Source organism: Candidatus Methanoplasma cognatum (assembly GCA_009777615.1).
Lineage (GTDB): Archaea > Thermoplasmatota > Thermoplasmata > Methanomassiliicoccales > Methanomethylophilaceae > Methanoplasma > Methanoplasma cognatum.
Window position 1 is genome coordinate 22550 of sequence record WRLM01000001.1, and the last position, 16875, is coordinate 39424.

The window sequence follows — 16875 nt, forward strand, 5'->3', positions numbered from 1 at the left end:
GCAAATTATGCAATAATTTTAATGAAATATTATCAAAATCCTTCGACCTGGCACCTGTTTTCACATGACTGAAAATAAATTTATTATTGTCCTTAGCCAATTTAGCTGGTATGGACATCCAGACCAACGTCATTTTCGTGAGGGATTCAGGAGCATGTCTTGTATCAGTATTTTCTGGCCTGCGTTTTCCTAACGAATAATTAGCTATTTCACTGCGTTTTCCTAACGAATAATTAGCTGCTTAACTGCGTTCTGCAGGATCTTTCTGAAGCGTTCAGATAAATGTGACGGTTATGTTCGTTCATAAAAAGTACAAATATTGTACATTATTGGTTCCAATAATGTCTTCATTTCACATAACTTATTTATCGGATCATGCCCTACGACTCATTAGGGCATCCGCATGAAGAGATCCATTGAACCTAAACTGTTGGATTGGAAGAACAGCAAGGGCAGGAAACCCCTGCTCCTTGTCGGCGCAAGGCAGGTCGGCAAGAGCCATTCTGTCATAGAATTCGGCAGAGCGAATTATGCGAACATCGTCGTATTCAATTTCGAAGGGAACGAAACTCTCCGGAAGATATTCGACATGGATCTTGATCCGGAACGAATCGTCACGGAACTGGAGGGTTTTTCGAGTCAGACGATAGTGCCGCAGGAGACGCTCGTGTTCTTCGACGAGATACAGGCATGCGGCAGAGCGATGACATCGCTGAAATATTTCTATGAACAGTGTCCAGACTACCATATCATTGCGGCCGGAAGTCTGTTGGGATCGTATTTGGTAAGAGAGCCGACGTCCTTCCCGGTCGGGAAGGTCAACATACTTACTATGTACCCGGTGACATTCCTGGAATTCCTGACGGAGATGAACCCCGCGGCGATCCCTCTGATAAAAGAGGCGTTCGAAAAGAATGTTCAGCTCACATTACATGATAAGATGCTGGAACTCTACAGGATGTACCTCTTTACGGGCGGTATGCCGGAAGCGGTCGCAATATGGAAGGACAGAAGGGACCCTGTGTTCGTGTCGATGGTACACCAGGATATACTGACAATGTACATTGGAGATATGGGTAAATATTCCAGTCCGGCCGATCAGGTGAAGACCCGGGCGGTCTACAACAGTCTGCCTGCACAGCTTGCCAAAGAAAACAAGAAATTTCAATATTCCGTCATCGGCAGCCGCGCAAGAGCTGCGGATTACGAAGCGGGCGTGGATTGGCTGGAGTCGGCGGGGATCGCATTGAGATGCCGCAAGACAGGGGCCGGGGAGATCCCCCTCGCATCCAATGTCGATCTCACGTCGTACAAGATATACATGAACGACGTGGGTCTGCTTAATGCCAAGAGCAGCGTACCGCCGATCACGATCCTCAGCGAGAGATCGAACATATCCGGCGGAGCGAAGGGCGCGATGGCCGAGAACTACGTTATGCAGGAACTTACGGCGAACGGCCTGGAACCGTACTACTGGGAAAGTAACGGGAAAGCGGAGATCGATTTTGTTGTTCAAATGAATGATAAGGTAATTCCGATAGAGGTCAAGGCCGCCGACAATGTGAAGGCGAAGAGCCTTCAGGAATTCGTGAAGAAATATTCGCCCGAATATTCGATACGTGCATCCGCGAAGAACTTCGGGTTTGACAATGGCATAAAGAGCGTGCCGTTCTATGCACTCTGGTGCATTCAGCCGACGTGAATGGTCCTGCTCAGGGCCGTATAGGAACGGATGAGTGCGGCCGCCGGCGTATGCTTCCGGGCGCCCGCTCTGTTATCCTCCTATTCCCGTTTCCGCCGAGTTCCCAAAGAGCCACCACGCCAAGCGGCGTTGCGATTACTCTAAATACAGCTTTATTCTAATGGCAAAGGATTCATAATGAGGTCGCTGGAGAGGGTAAATAGAACACACTCCATGGAAGAGGTAATGGATCTGATGGAACCGCTCATTTCAACGTGGTTCAGAGAAAGATTCGATATGCTTACGGAGCCGCAGGCTAAAGCCATCCCGGCGATACACCAAAGGAAGAACGTGCTTGTATCGTCCCCAACCGGCTCCGGCAAGACCCTCACCGCCTTCACGAGCATTATCAACGAACTCACCAGATACGCCGCGGAGGGGAAGCTTGAGGAAAGGATATACTGCGTTTACATCTCACCGCTTAAAGCGCTTGCCAATGACGTCAACAGGAACCTCAATACTCCCCTTGCAGAGATGAGAGAGGTCGCCGCCGCCCGCGGCATGAACGTTCCCGGTATCAAGGTGGCGGTGAGGTCCGGCGACACGCCGCAGAACGAGAGGCAGAAGATGGTGAGGCACCCGCCGCACATCCTGATCACGACGCCGGAGTCACTGGCCCTGATGCTCGCCGCGCCGAAGTTCAAAGAGAATCTGAGGAAAGTGGAATGGGTGATCCTCGACGAGATACATGACATATGCGATTCGAAGAGGGGGGCGTTCCTCTCCCTTACGCTTGAGCGTCTCAGGGACCACTGCGAGACCGATTTCTCCCGCATAGGGTTATCTGCCACTCTGGCCCCCATCGAGGCGATAGCGGGGTTCCTGGCCGGCTGCGGGGCCGACGCCGCGCACAGGGAGGTGACGCTCGTGGAGGCCGATTCAAAGAAAGAGCTGGACCTGAAGGTCATATGTCCGACCGACGATATGACGGCCCTGTCCTCGGACATCGTGAACTCCATGATGTACGACAAAGTGAAGGAGATGGTCGACCGGCACGAAACGACGCTGATATTCACGAACACCCGGTCCGGCGCAGAGAGCGTTGTCTACAAACTGAAAGAGAGAGGCCTGGAAAGCGTGGAGGTCCACCACAGCTCTCTGGGCAGGGAGACCAGGCTGGACGTCGAGGAGAGGCTCAAGAGGGGCGAGATCAAATGCGTGGTGTCGTCCACGTCCCTGGAGCTGGGGATAGATATAGGATCGATAGACCTCGTATGCCAGATCGGTTCGCCGAAATCCGTCGCCAAGGGGCTGCAGAGGATAGGCAGAAGTGGCCACAGCTTCGGCAGGGTCGCGAAGGGAAGGCTCATAGTCTTCGACCCGGACGATCTGGTCGAATGCGCGGTGATGTGCCGCGCAGCGCACAGAGGGGACATTGACAGAGTAAGCATACCCGAGAACTGCCTTGATGTCCTTGCCCAGGCTGTCGTGGGGATGAGTCTGGACAAGAGATGGGACGCGGACGCCGCGTACGATCTTGTTAAGGGATCCTATTGCTACAGGAACCTCAGCAAAGGCAGCTTCACGGATGTCCTGAGATATCTGGGAAGCAAGGACGAGCACGAAGGGGTCTACTCCAAGATATGGTACGACGAGGAAGACAACACCTTCGGCAGGAAGAAAGGAGCCAGGATGATATACCTGATGAACCTGGGCACCATACCCGAAGAGGCTAACTACAGAGTGGTGACCAACCACGGCAGCGTCGCCGGGGAACTGTCGGAGAAGTTCGTCGAAAGGCTCGCTCCGAGGGACGTGTTCGTCCTCGGAGGAAGGTCGCTCGAGTTCGTCAGATCAAAAGGGATGGTGGCGCATGTCAAAGAGGCCACCGGAAGGAAGCCCACGGTCCCCTCGTGGGCGGGAGAGATGCTTCCGAGAAGCTTCGACCTCTCGATGGACGTCGCCGTTTTCAGGAAGGAGATGTCTCAGCTGATATCGGACGAGCCCGCCGACCTGATACTCAAGCTGAGCTATGATCTGGATATAGACGAGGGGTCGGCAAGGAGCCTGATATCCTATTTCAAAGAGCAGAAGGCCGTGACCGGCAGCATACCGGACATCGACAGGCTGGCGATAGAAGAATACATAGACCCGTCCGGGAACCAGAGGATAATCTTTCACTTCCCCTTCGGAAGAAGGGTGAACGACGCGCTGTCAAGAGGATATGCTTACCGGCTGTCGAACATGATCGGTTCTAACGTCTCTGTCACGATGTCGGATGACAACTTCATGATCGGAACCCCCAGAAAGATCGACATCGGACAGATACCGGGGCTTCTTTCGTCGCGGGAACTGGACCCGATACTTAGGAAAGCGATAAAGGACTCGGAGATATTCAAACTCAGGTTCAGGCACACCGCCGCCCGCAGCTTCATGATATTGAGGAATTATCTGGGAAGACCAATCTCCGTGAACAGGCAGCAGGTAAGGTCATCGTACCTTCTGGACATGCTCGGCAATATGGAAAATGTCCCCGTGATCGAGGAAACATACCGCGAGGTCCTCGAGGACGACATGGACATCAAGAGCGCAGCGGAGGTCCTAGAGATGATAGAGAACGGAAAGATGGGCGTGGACGTGTTCCCGTTCAGCGGAACACCCTCTCCGTTCGCCCACTCCATAATCCTGTCGGGATTCTCCGATATCGTCCTCATGGAGGACAGATCGGAGCTGCTCAAGGAACTTCACAGGAAGGTCCTTCACAGAGCGCTCGGCGATTCCGTGAAGGAGTTCGAGTTCAGCGAGGATCAGGTGATCCCGTATTTCAGGCAGAAGATCGGGCGCATAGCGTCGAAGAACGACATCGTTCCCCTGCTCATGAGAACGGGGCCGCTCCAAGCCATAAGAGAACGGGGCCGCAATATCTATTCATACTGCGACGACGACAAGAAGGTCGTCGACGAATGGGTGAGGGAACTTCTGAAAGAGGGAGCGATCGGAACGGTATTCCTTGACGAGCCGCACATAATGGTGAGGTCCGAAGTACCCATATACGCCGCGGCGACCGCCAAAGAACGGGAGCTGAATGACATTGACGTCAAAGTGCTCGAACGGGTCGGGAACGGGACCGCGCTCAGCGAGATAACCGCCGCCCTGGAGATAAGCGAGGACGTGACGTTCAGGTCCATGAGGAAGCTGGAGTCCATGTACCTGGTGACAAGGACGGATATCACGGCGAACAACAAATGGTACTTCTCAAAGGCCGATTATCCTCCGCTTGACAAAGATAAGTGTTTGGACGAGATCGTCTTCAGATACCTGGGCTGTTTCGCCCCGTCCACTGTCCCAGAGGTCGCGTTCGCTCTCTCTATAACCGAGAAGGAGGCCCAGTCCGCATTGGACTCTCTGGTCAACAGCGAAGAGGCGGTAAGGGGGCAGTTCCTGGTGTCTCAGAGCCCGCAGTACATGAAAATGATCGACCGCATGAGGCTGAGGGCCGGTAAGGAGAACATCTACGATTTTGACACGGTCGACGAATACAGAAGGACCAAGGGGGAACAGTTCGGCACCATTGAGGATTATTTCAAATTCTACGGCTCCGCCGGAAGCGAGATAGACGTCTACAACAGGGTCAAGAACTTCAGCCTTGAGGAATGGTACGGGCTGAGAGAATCCGAGAGGCTGCTTCTGGGGAGGTTCATAAGAGGAAGGGTGAGGTATGTGCTGTCCGAGGACGGCGACAGACTTGCGGCCCTGAGGCCCTCGGAGATCACATCTTCCGATAAAGAGCTGCTTTCCCTTATCGAAGGGATGGGGCAGGCGACGATGAGGCAGCTGGTCGCCGCGACGGGCGGGGAAAAGAACGATATCAAGGAATCGATCCAGAGACTCGACCGTTCCCTGATGATCATCCGCGCGTTCACCGACAGGGAGGATTGGGGCACCGAGAACACTTACAAACCGTACTATCCGGAAAGGCCGGCGACGGATCAGACGGAAGAGCTTGTACGCGAGTACATACTCTCTTACGGACCCATACCCGCCCAGGCCCTGCGTTTCCTCCTCGGCTTGGCCGCCGATGAGGCCGAGAGGCTGGCGGTATCGGCGGGAGCGGTGACGATCTTCGTCGGTAACGGACAGAGCCAGATGTACATCATGCCCGAGGAGGTTCCCCTGATATCAAAGGTAAGGAACAGGAAGGAGACGCTGACCATACGGTCGCTGTTCGACCCGGACCTGGGGTCAAAATGGGCGGAGCTTTCCGCAAGGTACGGGGACAGGTGGATCTATCCGGCGACCAAGGGCAACAAGGTCGTGGGCGCGTTGGAGATATGGGAGATGTCCGGCTGCATCGAGGTAAGGAGCATGGATATGGACTCGCCCGACCTTCTGCCGGAAGTGCTCGCGGCCTTGGACCGCCTCATGGGATTCTTCAACATGAAAGGGGTGGACATCGTGAGGGTCAGGGAGATCCTGGGCAAGGACGCGTCGGAACTTGATGACGATAAGGTAAAATGCCTGAAGGATAACGGGTACAGGTTTGTCAACGGGTTCTATGCGAAAGGGGACTTCATAGACAGGACGATGTCTGACGAAGAGCACCTGAGCTATGTGTTCCTCAGGCAGAGGATCTCCAAGTCGGCCAAGTTCTCCACGGTCGGCGAGGCCGTGAAGGCCAGAGGATACATAAGGAACGATCAGGAGATGGTGACAAGGGTATCTCAGAAAGTGCCGTTCAAGAAGATACTGGGCGGAGGCGGGCTTCTCAGGATGTCGCTGCTGCCCGGCTACGTGGGATACACCACGGCCGAATTCGCCCCTTTCTACCGCTCCGCAAAAGCCGCCGATCAGGACCGCGACGCCGGGACGATCGCGGCGCTGATCCGCGACAGGCAGCCAATATCAAGGAAAGAGATCGTCTCGAACTCTCCGTTCTCGGAGGAAAGGACCCTGGAGCTGATCTCCGAACTGTCCAAAGCGTCCGCCCTATGCCAGGATCAGGATTCTTTCTACTACGTAGTGCCGCCGAGCGGTCTGGGCAGAGAAGAGGCGCTGAGAGCCATAACAAGAAGGCACTTCAAAGACTTCGGCACGTTCTCCGCCGAAGAGCTGGCTCAATTCCTTTCGGTCAGAATGTCAATGGTAAGGAGAACGCTGTCCGACCTGGAGGAGGAGGGTTTCCTGGTCAAAGGATTCCTCGTGAATGACGACCCCACGCCCAGATGGATGCTGAAGGAGGATGCGGAGACCAAACCGGAGCCGTTCACGGAGACCTTCCTGCTGAACACCCAGGACAACCTGCATATCTATCTGCGCGACATGATCAAAAGAGAATGCGGCGCGACGGAGTGCGTGGTATTTGACGGAACGAAGATAATAGGGAGTTTCTCCGGGAAGATATCGTCTTCCGGCGCAAAGGTAGAGAATTTCAAAGGCAGCGAGAAGGCATACAGGCACATGAAAGAGACGGCCAAATCCCTCGGCGTGAAGATAGAGGAGAAAAAGGCCCAGGAAGAAGAGGACTGGGACGTGTCTGAATTTTATCTGAAGACGAATCCCGGCGCCATCTGAGGCCGCCGCCGCATATTCCGCGGGGAAAGTCTTGAACAGATCAAAGAACATAATATATTTGTATGTCATTGTCATACAGATATGCATGGTATATTCGATAAGATTCTCTTCCGAAGAGCAGATGCTCATAGAGCAGTATGCGGTCATTCATGGCTCGACCATTTCCGACGTCATACGCAAGGCTACAATGGAGATGATAGAGGACGAACTCGATATAGAAATTTGCCGAATGGCTCTTAAGAACTATGAAAAGAACCCCAAGACCTATTCCCATGACGATATAAAGAAGGAGCTGGGCCTCCTTTGACATATGAGGTCATTTATGCCGAGGATGCACGCAGGTCCCTGAAGAAAATGGATGCGGCAATGTCCGGGGCGATCTTATCCTGGATCGAAAAGAACCTTGTGGGAACCGACAACCCCCGCAGGAGCGGCAAGGCCCTGGCCGGAGATCTGGCCGGGATGTGGAGATATCGTGTCGGCGATTTCCGCATCTTTGCGAAGATCGAAGACAAAAGGCTCGTCATATTAATATTAGAGATACGAAACAGGCGTAACGCATACCGTTGACCGTGTCATAGACACCAGCGATCATCCGCTGACAGGGAGCGGCCTGCCCCATCCGACACGGTCTTTCCCGAGACCGAATTCCCAGTCATTCTTTGGAATTTATTAAATTTAAAAACACAACCCTCTCGATTGTTGACGTAGTGGGCGTACTTACAGAGCAACCGACGCATAGAGGTGCGGCTAAGTATTGGAGCGTCTTGAAAGTACGCCTCAAAGAAGAGGGAAACGAACTGACTACAAATTGTAGGCAGTTGAAAGTGAAAAAAAGGGGCGATGCCCCGTTTATATCTTGCCTCTTGCGAAGAACGCTATGCCCACGATCGCGATGACCGCGACTATTCCGATGGCCACGTACGTCATATTGATGCCGCCGCCCGATGATCCTCCGCCCGACGATCCGCCGCCGGAATGCACTACGTCGTCGCCGATCTCATAGTACCAATTAAGCGCTCCGTTCTCCTCCAGAGCGCTTTCGGAATCGCCGAGAACGCTCATCGCCGCCTTGAACGGCTCTCTGATCTGGTTCATGGTTTGATTATACTGGATCTGTCCGATCTCGTTCGCGATATCCGCTCCGAAGGCGTTCCTGAATTCATTGAAGGTCGGCAGATTTCCCTTCCATACTTCGGACAAGATGTTGTTCACAGCTTCGTCGTTAATTGTGCTGGTACTCCCTCCGGAAGACATGTCCGCAAGGTCGAAGGATGTCGTCCCGCTGTCGCTGTCGGTATAACTCGTGCCGTTCTCGGTCATTTTCGCCTGGAAGCTGTATGTTGTGGTGACGGTCACGCTCTCGCCGTTCAGCGCCTTGTTCAAGTGGTCTGTCGTCAGGTCCGAACTGCCGACCTTGAATCCGAACGAGAAAGCGTATTCCATCTTCATCGAATCATCATTGACAACCGAAGCGTATGTATATGTGTCCTTGTGGTTAACGTAGTCGTATCCCTCTTTGAAATTCTGTTTTAAGCTCATTTTCGCTTCGAAAACAGTCGATGATTCAACAGTCCTCGGTATGAATTCCGGGGTGAGGTTCAGGTCCAGTTTTCCTTCCAAAGACACGGACGCCGACATAGATCCGGTCGGAACTACTCCGCTTCCGAAACCTATAAGGTCAGCGTTGGACGGGCTGAGGTACACTGTCACGCCCGCCTCCGCAAAGAGGGAATAGGTCAGAGACATCTTGTATCCGTTCGCCGTCTTCTCGGTCACCAAGAACTCGATGTCCATTGAGAAACTGCCTTTGTCTATGCGCAGACCGGATATCTCGGCGCCTTCATCCTGCAGTGCCTCCGATAGCTTTTCCATTGCTTCATTCATGTTTTTGCTGTCGGAGATCACCTTGATGATCGCATCCATCATAGGATCGCCTCCGAGAAGGTCTTCAGTTTCAGCCACAGCGATCTTGGCTATTTCGAAGAAGCGGTCTACGTTCAGATCGAGCGATATCCCGACCTTATTGCCGGCCTTTATTTCCGGGATCAGTTCCAGATAATCGTTGACCGGGTTGCCGTCCGAGTCTGCTCCGGACAGCTCCGCGCTGTCATGCAAAGCAAAGGGAACAAACGCGAACATCGCCGCAACGAACACGGCAAGTATCCATTTGTTATGTAATTGTATGTGGGGTCTTTTTGCTGCCATAAATGGTCTCCTCCGGGTCTATACGGCAAAAATGAGTATATAATCATACTGCAAACGGAAGGTCTGCTTATGAATACATCTAGTCGGCTGGGTATGGACAAAAATAATAACAGCATTGAAGCTATGTGCCGACGTGGCCAAATATGCGCTCATTCTGAAAATGCTGCCGTACGTCCTTGCGGCCGCGGTGGTGATCCTGGTGCTGTCTGCATCAATTCCGATCCTCAGAGGGGGATTGGACGTCACTGCGGAAGGAGACACGGACATCAGTGTCGAAGGCGCCTTTATCCTGGCCAAAGGCACGTATGTCATAGATTCGGGCCTGACATATGACGTCCAGGATGTCACGCTCAGGGCATACATAGTGGACGATGCGTTCGGTTCCAGGGTGAACATCCTTACGCTGAGCGGAATAACGATAAAGGCCAACTCCGTCACAGAAATAAAACTGGAATCAAGAACATTCATCCCGTCCGCATATCTGATCCTCAGAGACCTTGTGTCGAGGGACGGGTCCGAGATCCCGATACGGGCGGAGTTCAGCGGGAAGTACATATACGGTCTGATCGGGATGAACGTGACGGTCGACACAACGATACAGCTGTCGGAGAAAGGCAGCAAGCTGGAATATGACGTCCGGAAGGACGACACGTCATTATCTTTAGAAATTCGGAACATCAGCCCGGACATACCCGTCGGTGATCAAAGCATCTCCGTGACGGGCGGCGGCGCAAGCGTGAATCTGTATGTTCACAGAGAAGGCAACACAGTATCGGCGGGAGCATCGGCGAGCGGTCAGTTCGCAGGATCGCTGAGCAAAATAACAGGTTCTTTCAGCGGCGCCCCTCCCGAGGCGATCGATGACCTGACAGGGGATGCGTTGCAGATAGATGCGGAGAACCTGAAGCTTCTCCTCGATCTCCTGGCATATATATGGGGTGAGATCGAATGAGCCGCGCGGCCTGGCTGGCTGACCTGATCGGAGAAGGGGACGCCAAAGCGGCGGTCTCATTCCTGATCATAAGTTTGGTAAAAATAGCTCTGGTCCTGGTGCTCATGGTCCTTTATGCATACGTTCTGCTTCACAGTTTTGCAGGCTCGCAGAACATCAGCATCGGAGTGATGGACATGTTCACGGCGGCAAAGAACCCCATCATCCTGCTCACGCCGTATTTTTTGCTGTCGGTATTCAGCGGCTATTACTACAAAGGAACAAAAAGAAGATTCTTCTTCATGATGGTGTCCAACACCTATCTTATGTGCGCGATACTGTTCTTTTCACACACGTTCCGCTATAAAGTGTATGATTTTCCGATAAACACCGGCTACCCGATGAGCATCAGTTCAATCTCTCTCGAGCTGGATATAAGCTTTATAGCGATCATGATGTGCGCATTTCCCGTATGCTCCATGATAAACGCTTACCTTGAATACGTGCGGAACAAGGCCGACGCGCCCGCATCGTTTTAAAACGGGCGGATCCCGCCCGGGGTCTGCTCTCCGGTGATGACAGAGCTGTGGTAAAGGAACTCCTGAGCGTACCCCGCATAACGTCCGAATTTCTTCCTTCCGAACTCCGCCATCGTTCTGTAGCTTCCGCTGATCCCGTACATACTGTTCAGGCACTTTGAGATCCTGGCGTCCACCGGAAAAGCCTCAAGATGTCCGAATCCGAAAAGCGCCACGCAATCGGCTACTTTCGGCCCTACGCCGCTGATCATCATCAAATTTCTGATACAATCCGAATAGTCCATCTCTCCGATCGCCGCCAGATCGATGAGGCCGTTCTCCGCGTTCTCGGCCAGTCCGATGAACCTTTCCTCGCGGTATCCGAGCCTGCAGGCGGGTATCTCATCTTTTTTATCAAGTATCTGTTTCGGCGCGGGAAACGCTCTTCTCTCTCCGAGATCCCTGCCGAAAGTATCGCAAACAGATTCCACCATCTTGGCGATCCTTTTGACGTTAACGTTCGTTGCGAGGACATAGGTAGCAAGACATTCCCAGGGTTCCTGTTTCAGTATTCTCATTCCGGGGCAGGATGATGACAATGAGGCGACATAAGGGTCCGCGTTGGATATCTCTCTGATTATCTGAGAAAGGTCATCACAACTTCTGAAATAGCCAAGCAGTACATTCTTGTCGGAGCACCCTTCCGCCTCGAAACCCCCTGCACTCTCAGTCAGACGGATGACCTCCTCTCCTATGACGCCGTTCCAGCTGTCGCCGGTCTTTCTCCATCTGTGTGCCTGTCCGCATCCCAGAGTGGGGTCGAGTGACACGTCGAGTTCTATCCGCACGAGCATGATTATGTCTGAACAGACTAAAGGATTTGCCGCCCTATCTATCGTTCAGCTTTTGAAAAATGACCTGAGAACTCTGAAATATGCATAATGTGTTGAGGGTTCATGCGTTTTGGTCCAGCAGGATATCCGAGCGAAGGAAAGACGCCGGAAGGCTCATTACGGTACACGAAGGAAATAGGCCTCGATGCTCTCGAAGTAGAGTTTGTAAGAGGCGCAAGGATAAGTCCCGAACGAGCGAAGGCCGTAGGGGAGGCGGCAAAAGCTCTTGATATAAGGCTGAGCTGCCACGCGCCCTATTTCATAAGTTTCAATTCAGATGATCCGGAGACGAGGGAGAAGAGCATAGGGTGGGTCATGGACACCGTAAGGGCGGCGCACCTTCTGGGAGCGTACATAATAGTGATCCACGCCGCTTCATACGGAAAGTCCCCGTACACTGCTTTGGGATCGGTCATAGACGGGCTGTCGAAATGCAAAGAGAAGATGGACGATGAGAACATAAAAGATGTGATCCTGGGCGTGGAGACGATGGGCAAGAAAGGCCAGTTCGGCACGCTGAAGGAGATATCAGAAGTGATGGAAGGCGTTGATGGCGTAAGGCCGGTTCTGGATGTTGCGCATGTCCATGCCCGCGGTGTCGGATGTCTCAAAACAAAAGAGGATATGAGCAGGCTGGTTGAAGAGTTCTTCCCGTTGTGCGGGAATACAGCGCATTTTCACATCAGCTGCATAAAGTACGGCGAAAGAGGAGAGATCTCCCACCTCCCTCTGAGTTCAAAAGACCCAGATATGCAATTATTGGCCGATGTGCTTATGGATTCTGAACAGGATTGCACGTTCATCTGCGAATCTCCCCTTATCGCGGAGGATGCGGTCGTGTTCAGGGACATGTTCCCGAAGTACCGTCGATAAACTGATAAATGCCGCACCATGCTCCTTTCATTCAGGGAGGCGTTCCTCTGAAGAGGTCCATTGTAAAACAATTATTCAGGAACAGCCCGAAGGCTCATTCGATGACGAGCATGGCCGCTGAATGCAAAGGGTCTGCGGCCGAACCACGGCGCGGTAAAGGATGCGGTCTACGTGCGAACAATGACTCCATCTGTGGAAATGCGATGCCAAGCAGTTCTGCAGGTTCGATCTTATGCAGTCCTCCCCCATAGACACGTCCCCCCGTCACAAGGCTCGCTGGCTCGATGTCGTTGAGCAGTTCCCATATGGTACGCCCGAGGCTCGGGTCTTTTTGTAATTCCGATCTCAGCCATCCTTTGGGATACAATCCAAGGTAGGAATTTGTCACGACCGCATCTGATTCGTTGTAGATGAATCGGAAGGCCTTGTCGTTTGATCCTCTTTTGCGCCCCATGTATGTGCAGATATAAAGCGGAGCCTCGCGCTGCTCCTGGTAGTACCAGCATTTGCGCGATCTGCACAAATATCCGGCGGCGACCTCATCCTTCCCCCTGCAAAGATATTGCCAAAGCTGCGGATATTTTTCTTCGACCTCGTGTTCGGGCAACCGGCAATCGAGCAAAAACAGCTGCTGCCGCAGCAACGGATTCCCCAATTCATCGGCTTTAATTTCGTTTTCTTCAAGATATCTCGCACTTGGCAGAATAGGTCTGAAACACTCCGAAGGAAGTCCGAGTTTTTCGATGGTAGCTTTCTCAAGTATGAAGAATCCGTTATTCCCGGTGGCAATGCCGCGCTTTACGTCAAAACAATCCGAAAGGCGAACGGACTCTTCTGTTCGGCGCACTGTTTCTGCAAAGGGGATGGGCGTCCATTTGAGGTCGCTTTTCAAGTCGTCTCTTGGGACCTTGCGCGCTATATTCGGAGAATGCAGCGTACCGCCGAAAGAGAATTCGATACTATCCGTCATCATCGGCCTTTTTTTTCTGAACCACACTACTGCAGAAGACACGAGGGCATCGCTGAACTGGACATCAGCAGGATTGAAGCGGTGGATCCGCAAAAGCTCAACTTCCGAAAGTAAGAACTGTTTCAATTTTACACCATAGTTAACATCCATGAATTCGCTCGGGATCAACCATGCGGCTATGCCGTTCTCTTTCATTGTCTGGACGGACTGCAATAGGAAATGACAATACAATCCTGCCAAACCGGACAGATTTACGTTTGTTAATCTTCTCGTTCTTTCTTTTATGCGCTGTTTATCGTCCTGGTTCAGAAGGTGGTGCCTCACATACGGCGGGTTGCATATCAGCAGGTTGCATTTTTCTACAAGATCGATCCTCGTAAAGTCAGATATGATGACCTCAAGCCCGCTGTCCTGCCACAGATCTTTTGCGGGGATGGCGTAATGAGGATCGATTTCCACTCCGGTCGCAGAGTCTATTCTTTTGTTCTCACATAGCCTGAGTAATGCAGAATAGAACGCACCTGTGCCGAGAGCCGGATCAAAAAAGCTAATCTGCTCGTTATTATCCAGAAGCGTGAGGCTATATGCAACTATCTCTTGAGCTAATTCAGAGGGTGTAGAAAACTGACCCAATCGGCGTCGTTCCTCTAGGGTCTTTTTTTCATCCAGCTCTGCCTGGATGATGCCGCGTTCGTCCTCCAGCCGCCGGTTGTAAGTCAGAGACCGTATAATGCCAGATCGTCCATCCGATGTTCCCAGATCCAATCTATACCCTCCCCCGCTTCGTAACCAAGATAACCCAAATCGAAATAACCGCACAAGAAAAGTCCATATCTGATACCGTTGCCGTAAGTGCGTCTGAGTTGTGCCATCTTTTGCGCTTCTTCTTTACGCCGCTTGTTCACATTAGTGAAATCTCCCGCAGACTTCGCCTCTATCAATAAAGGAAACTCACCATATTTTGCCGAAATAGGCATTATGATCACGTCAACAGGGACATTGATCTTTTTATTACCCAATAAATCTGCATCGGATGCATTTGTTTTGAATGAGATAGTGCCGCGATTTTTGAACACCTCTTCGCCGGAAGAGGCTATAACAGGCACATTGGTCCTAAATGAAAACGTGCCTGGTTCTATTTTGTCAAATTTTACGGGTCTTTCCATCTTTCTGTATCCGCGTTCGACAAGCCAGCTCTCTATTGATGAAAGCTGCCGTTTTTCCTGCGCATTGCGGATTATTGGGTCCGAGATTGCGCCGCACAGCCGATCGGCAATGATGGTTGCGGCGCGGTCAATCTCTGCATTTGTGGGTTGTTTGCTGTTTCTCAGCCAAACAAATATGTCCGAATCTGCCATCAATGTTATGATCTTCGCAATCTTATTCAACTCAATTTCGAGGCGTTCTTTGTCCATCCGGCGCGGGATCATAGGCGTTTCCGCCTCCATGCACTCCACAAGCCGTCTTGGTACGCCAGTTAAGCCTATCAGTCTATCCCTTGCTATTGGCGGGCAAGTGGACATACGTAAAATGGATAGGATCCCGGGATTTTCATTCAGCACAGCAAAGGAGATATCCCGCAAAGCATCAGTTGCTTCCAGCATCTTTTCGACGTGTCCTGTTGCAAGCATCCGTGCATCACGATATGCTTTCGGTGCAAATTCCATAAACCAGCCGTTGTAGAAATCCACGGACTTCGCAATGTCCTCTTTCCACTTGTCAGGGTTCATTCTGTTGATGGCCATATGCACTCTGTTATCTGTATTTGAACATATGATTTTATTTCTTTGGCATGAGGCATAGTAAAACTTTTTATCCTACGTCACAATCAACGGTTCCGACGCCACTGTGGCTCAGCGGTAGAGCGGCAGTTTCGTAAACTGTAGGCCGGGGGTTCGATCCCCTCCAGTGGCTCCACTTGTCTCAGCAGTCTTCCGTCGGGCCGTTCCTGACAAGATATTTGTTCACGATCTTCACTGCGCAGACGTCGCCGCACATGGAGCAGCCGTCCTCTTCTTTCGTGCAGCCTCTTGCCCTGTACCTTCTGGCCTTTTCTGGATCGATGCACACTTCGAACATGGTGTTCCAGTCGAGGGCCTTCCTGGCCTTTGCCATCTTTGTGTCCATCTCTCTCCCTCTACCTCTGCATATATCTCCCACATGCGCCGCTATCTTCGATGCGATCAGTCCCTCTCTGACGTCGTCCTCGTCCGGAAGGGACAGGTGTTCCGCCGGAGTCAGATAACACAGGAAGTCCGCTCCGTTCTGAGCGGCGACGGCGCCGCCAATCGCCCCGACGATGTGGTCGTAGCCGGGGGCTATGTCCGTAACAAGGGGTCCGAGGACATAGAACGGGGCGTCATGGCAGAGCCTCTTCTCAAGCATCATGTTCATCGGCACCTGATCCAGCGGAACGTGGCCGGGACCCTCCACCATGCACTGGACGCCCGCTTCTCTGCACCTTACCACAAGATGGCCGAGCGTCATCAGCTCGGACAGCTGCGCCTGGTCCGTAGCGTCGTCGATGCACCCGGGTCTGAAACCGTCTCCGAGAGAAAGAGCGAACTCATACTTCCTTGCCATTTCGAGAAGGTAATCGAAATTCCCGTAGAGGGGGTTCTCCTCCTCGTTGTGGAGTATCCATGCCGTGAGGAAGGACCCTCCTCGGGAGACAACGTCCGTTACTCTCTTGCACTTTTTAAGCCATGCGACGCTCTCTTTCGTTATGCCGCAGTGTACGGTCATGAAGTCCATTCCGTCCTTGGCGTGTTTCTCGATCCCGTCAAAGATATCGTCTTCGGTCATATCCACAACGGCGTCTTCCCGCGCGGCGGTCAGTCCGGTCTGGTATATCGGGACCGAGCCGATCATCATCGGGGCTTTGCCGATAAGAGTTCTGCGGATGCTGTCGATGTCCCCTCCGGTGCTGAGGTCCATCACCGCGTCGGCGCCGTATTTGATCGCGATATCCAGCTTTCTGAGCTCGCTGTCCAGATCGACGATGTCCCTGGAAGTGCCCAGATTCACGTTGACCTTTATTCCCATTCCCTCTCCGATCGCGGACGGTTCCGGATCATGTATGGGGTTGCACGGTGCCACTATCCTCCCGGAGGCTATCCCGTTCCTTACGAACTCTTCGCTCACTCCTTCTTTTTCGGCGATCCTTTTGATCATGGGGCTGACGCCCCGGCGAGCCTCTTCCATGATGGTGCTCATGCGCATAGTCATCT

General features: G+C 52.5%; 12 protein-coding genes and 1 tRNA gene. 8 read left to right on the forward strand and 5 right to left on the reverse strand.

Annotated features, from left to right (window positions below):
• The first annotated feature begins 403 nt into the window (after positions 1-403).
• The 4 genes from FWG96_00015 to FWG96_00030 all read left to right on the forward strand — a co-directional run bounded on the left by FWG96_00015 (position 404) and on the right by FWG96_00030 (position 7822).
• Positions 404-1702 carry a DUF4143 domain-containing protein gene (locus FWG96_00015; GenBank protein MCL2031656.1) on the forward strand — a complete coding sequence of 433 codons (1299 nt, stop codon included), beginning with the start codon at positions 404-406 and terminating at the stop codon, positions 1700-1702.
• A gap of 177 nt (positions 1703-1879) precedes the next feature.
• Positions 1880-7252 carry an ATP-dependent helicase gene (locus FWG96_00020; protein MCL2031657.1) on the forward strand — a complete coding sequence of 1791 codons (5373 nt, stop codon included), beginning with the start codon at positions 1880-1882 and terminating at the stop codon, positions 7250-7252.
• Between the two features lie 31 nt (positions 7253-7283).
• Positions 7284-7559, forward strand: a complete 276-nt coding sequence (locus FWG96_00025; GenBank protein ID MCL2031658.1) for a DUF6290 family protein — start codon at positions 7284-7286, stop codon at positions 7557-7559.
• The gene (locus FWG96_00030) at positions 7556-7822 is read left to right on the forward strand and encodes a type II toxin-antitoxin system RelE/ParE family toxin (GenBank protein MCL2031659.1); all 267 of its coding nucleotides are present in this window, start codon (positions 7556-7558) and stop codon (positions 7820-7822) included. The genes FWG96_00025 and FWG96_00030 overlap by 4 nt, the downstream gene beginning before the upstream one ends.
• A 282-nt stretch (positions 7823-8104) precedes the next feature.
• Here the strand turns inward: FWG96_00030 and FWG96_00035 are convergent, their stop codons facing one another.
• On the reverse strand, positions 8105-9460 hold the full coding sequence (locus FWG96_00035; protein ID MCL2031660.1) for a hypothetical protein: 1356 nt from the start codon (positions 9458-9460) through the stop codon (positions 8105-8107).
• Between the two features lie 133 nt (positions 9461-9593).
• On the opposite strand from FWG96_00035, the gene FWG96_00040 reads away from it, so the two are divergent.
• The gene (locus FWG96_00040; GenBank protein ID MCL2031661.1) at positions 9594-10412 is read left to right on the forward strand and encodes a hypothetical protein; all 819 of its coding nucleotides are present in this window, start codon (positions 9594-9596) and stop codon (positions 10410-10412) included.
• On the forward strand, positions 10409-10930 hold the full coding sequence (locus tag FWG96_00045) for a hypothetical protein (protein ID MCL2031662.1): 522 nt from the start codon (positions 10409-10411) through the stop codon (positions 10928-10930). Before FWG96_00040 ends, FWG96_00045 begins: the two co-directional genes overlap by 4 nt.
• Here FWG96_00045 and FWG96_00050 read toward each other — a convergent pair.
• Positions 10927-11763 (reverse strand): hypothetical protein, encoded by an 837-nt coding sequence (locus tag FWG96_00050; protein MCL2031663.1) that lies wholly within the window; start codon positions 11761-11763, stop codon positions 10927-10929. The genes FWG96_00045 and FWG96_00050 overlap by 4 nt on opposite strands.
• A gap of 102 nt (positions 11764-11865) precedes the next feature.
• Between FWG96_00050 and FWG96_00055 the strand changes: the two genes are divergently transcribed.
• The gene (locus tag FWG96_00055) at positions 11866-12675 is read left to right on the forward strand and encodes a TIM barrel protein (protein MCL2031664.1); all 810 of its coding nucleotides are present in this window, start codon (positions 11866-11868) and stop codon (positions 12673-12675) included.
• A 94-nt stretch (positions 12676-12769) separates the two neighbouring features.
• Here the strand turns inward: FWG96_00055 and FWG96_00060 are convergent, their stop codons facing one another.
• A complete protein-coding gene (locus FWG96_00060) occupies positions 12770-14410 on the reverse strand; it encodes an N-6 DNA methylase (protein MCL2031665.1) in 1641 nt (546 codons plus the stop codon).
• Entirely contained in the window at positions 14362-15390 is a 1029-nt protein-coding gene (locus FWG96_00065) for a XamI family restriction endonuclease (protein ID MCL2031666.1), read from the reverse strand. The genes FWG96_00060 and FWG96_00065 overlap by 49 nt, the downstream gene beginning before the upstream one ends.
• Before the next feature lie 97 nt (positions 15391-15487).
• On the opposite strand from FWG96_00065, the gene FWG96_00070 reads away from it, so the two are divergent.
• Positions 15488-15562, forward strand: a tRNA-Thr gene (locus FWG96_00070).
• Between the two features lie 6 nt (positions 15563-15568).
• On the opposite strand, the gene thiC is transcribed toward FWG96_00070, so the two are convergent.
• Entirely contained in the window at positions 15569-16861 is a 1293-nt protein-coding gene (gene thiC, locus FWG96_00075) for a phosphomethylpyrimidine synthase ThiC (protein MCL2031667.1), read from the reverse strand.
• Positions 16862-16875 lie beyond the last annotated feature (14 nt).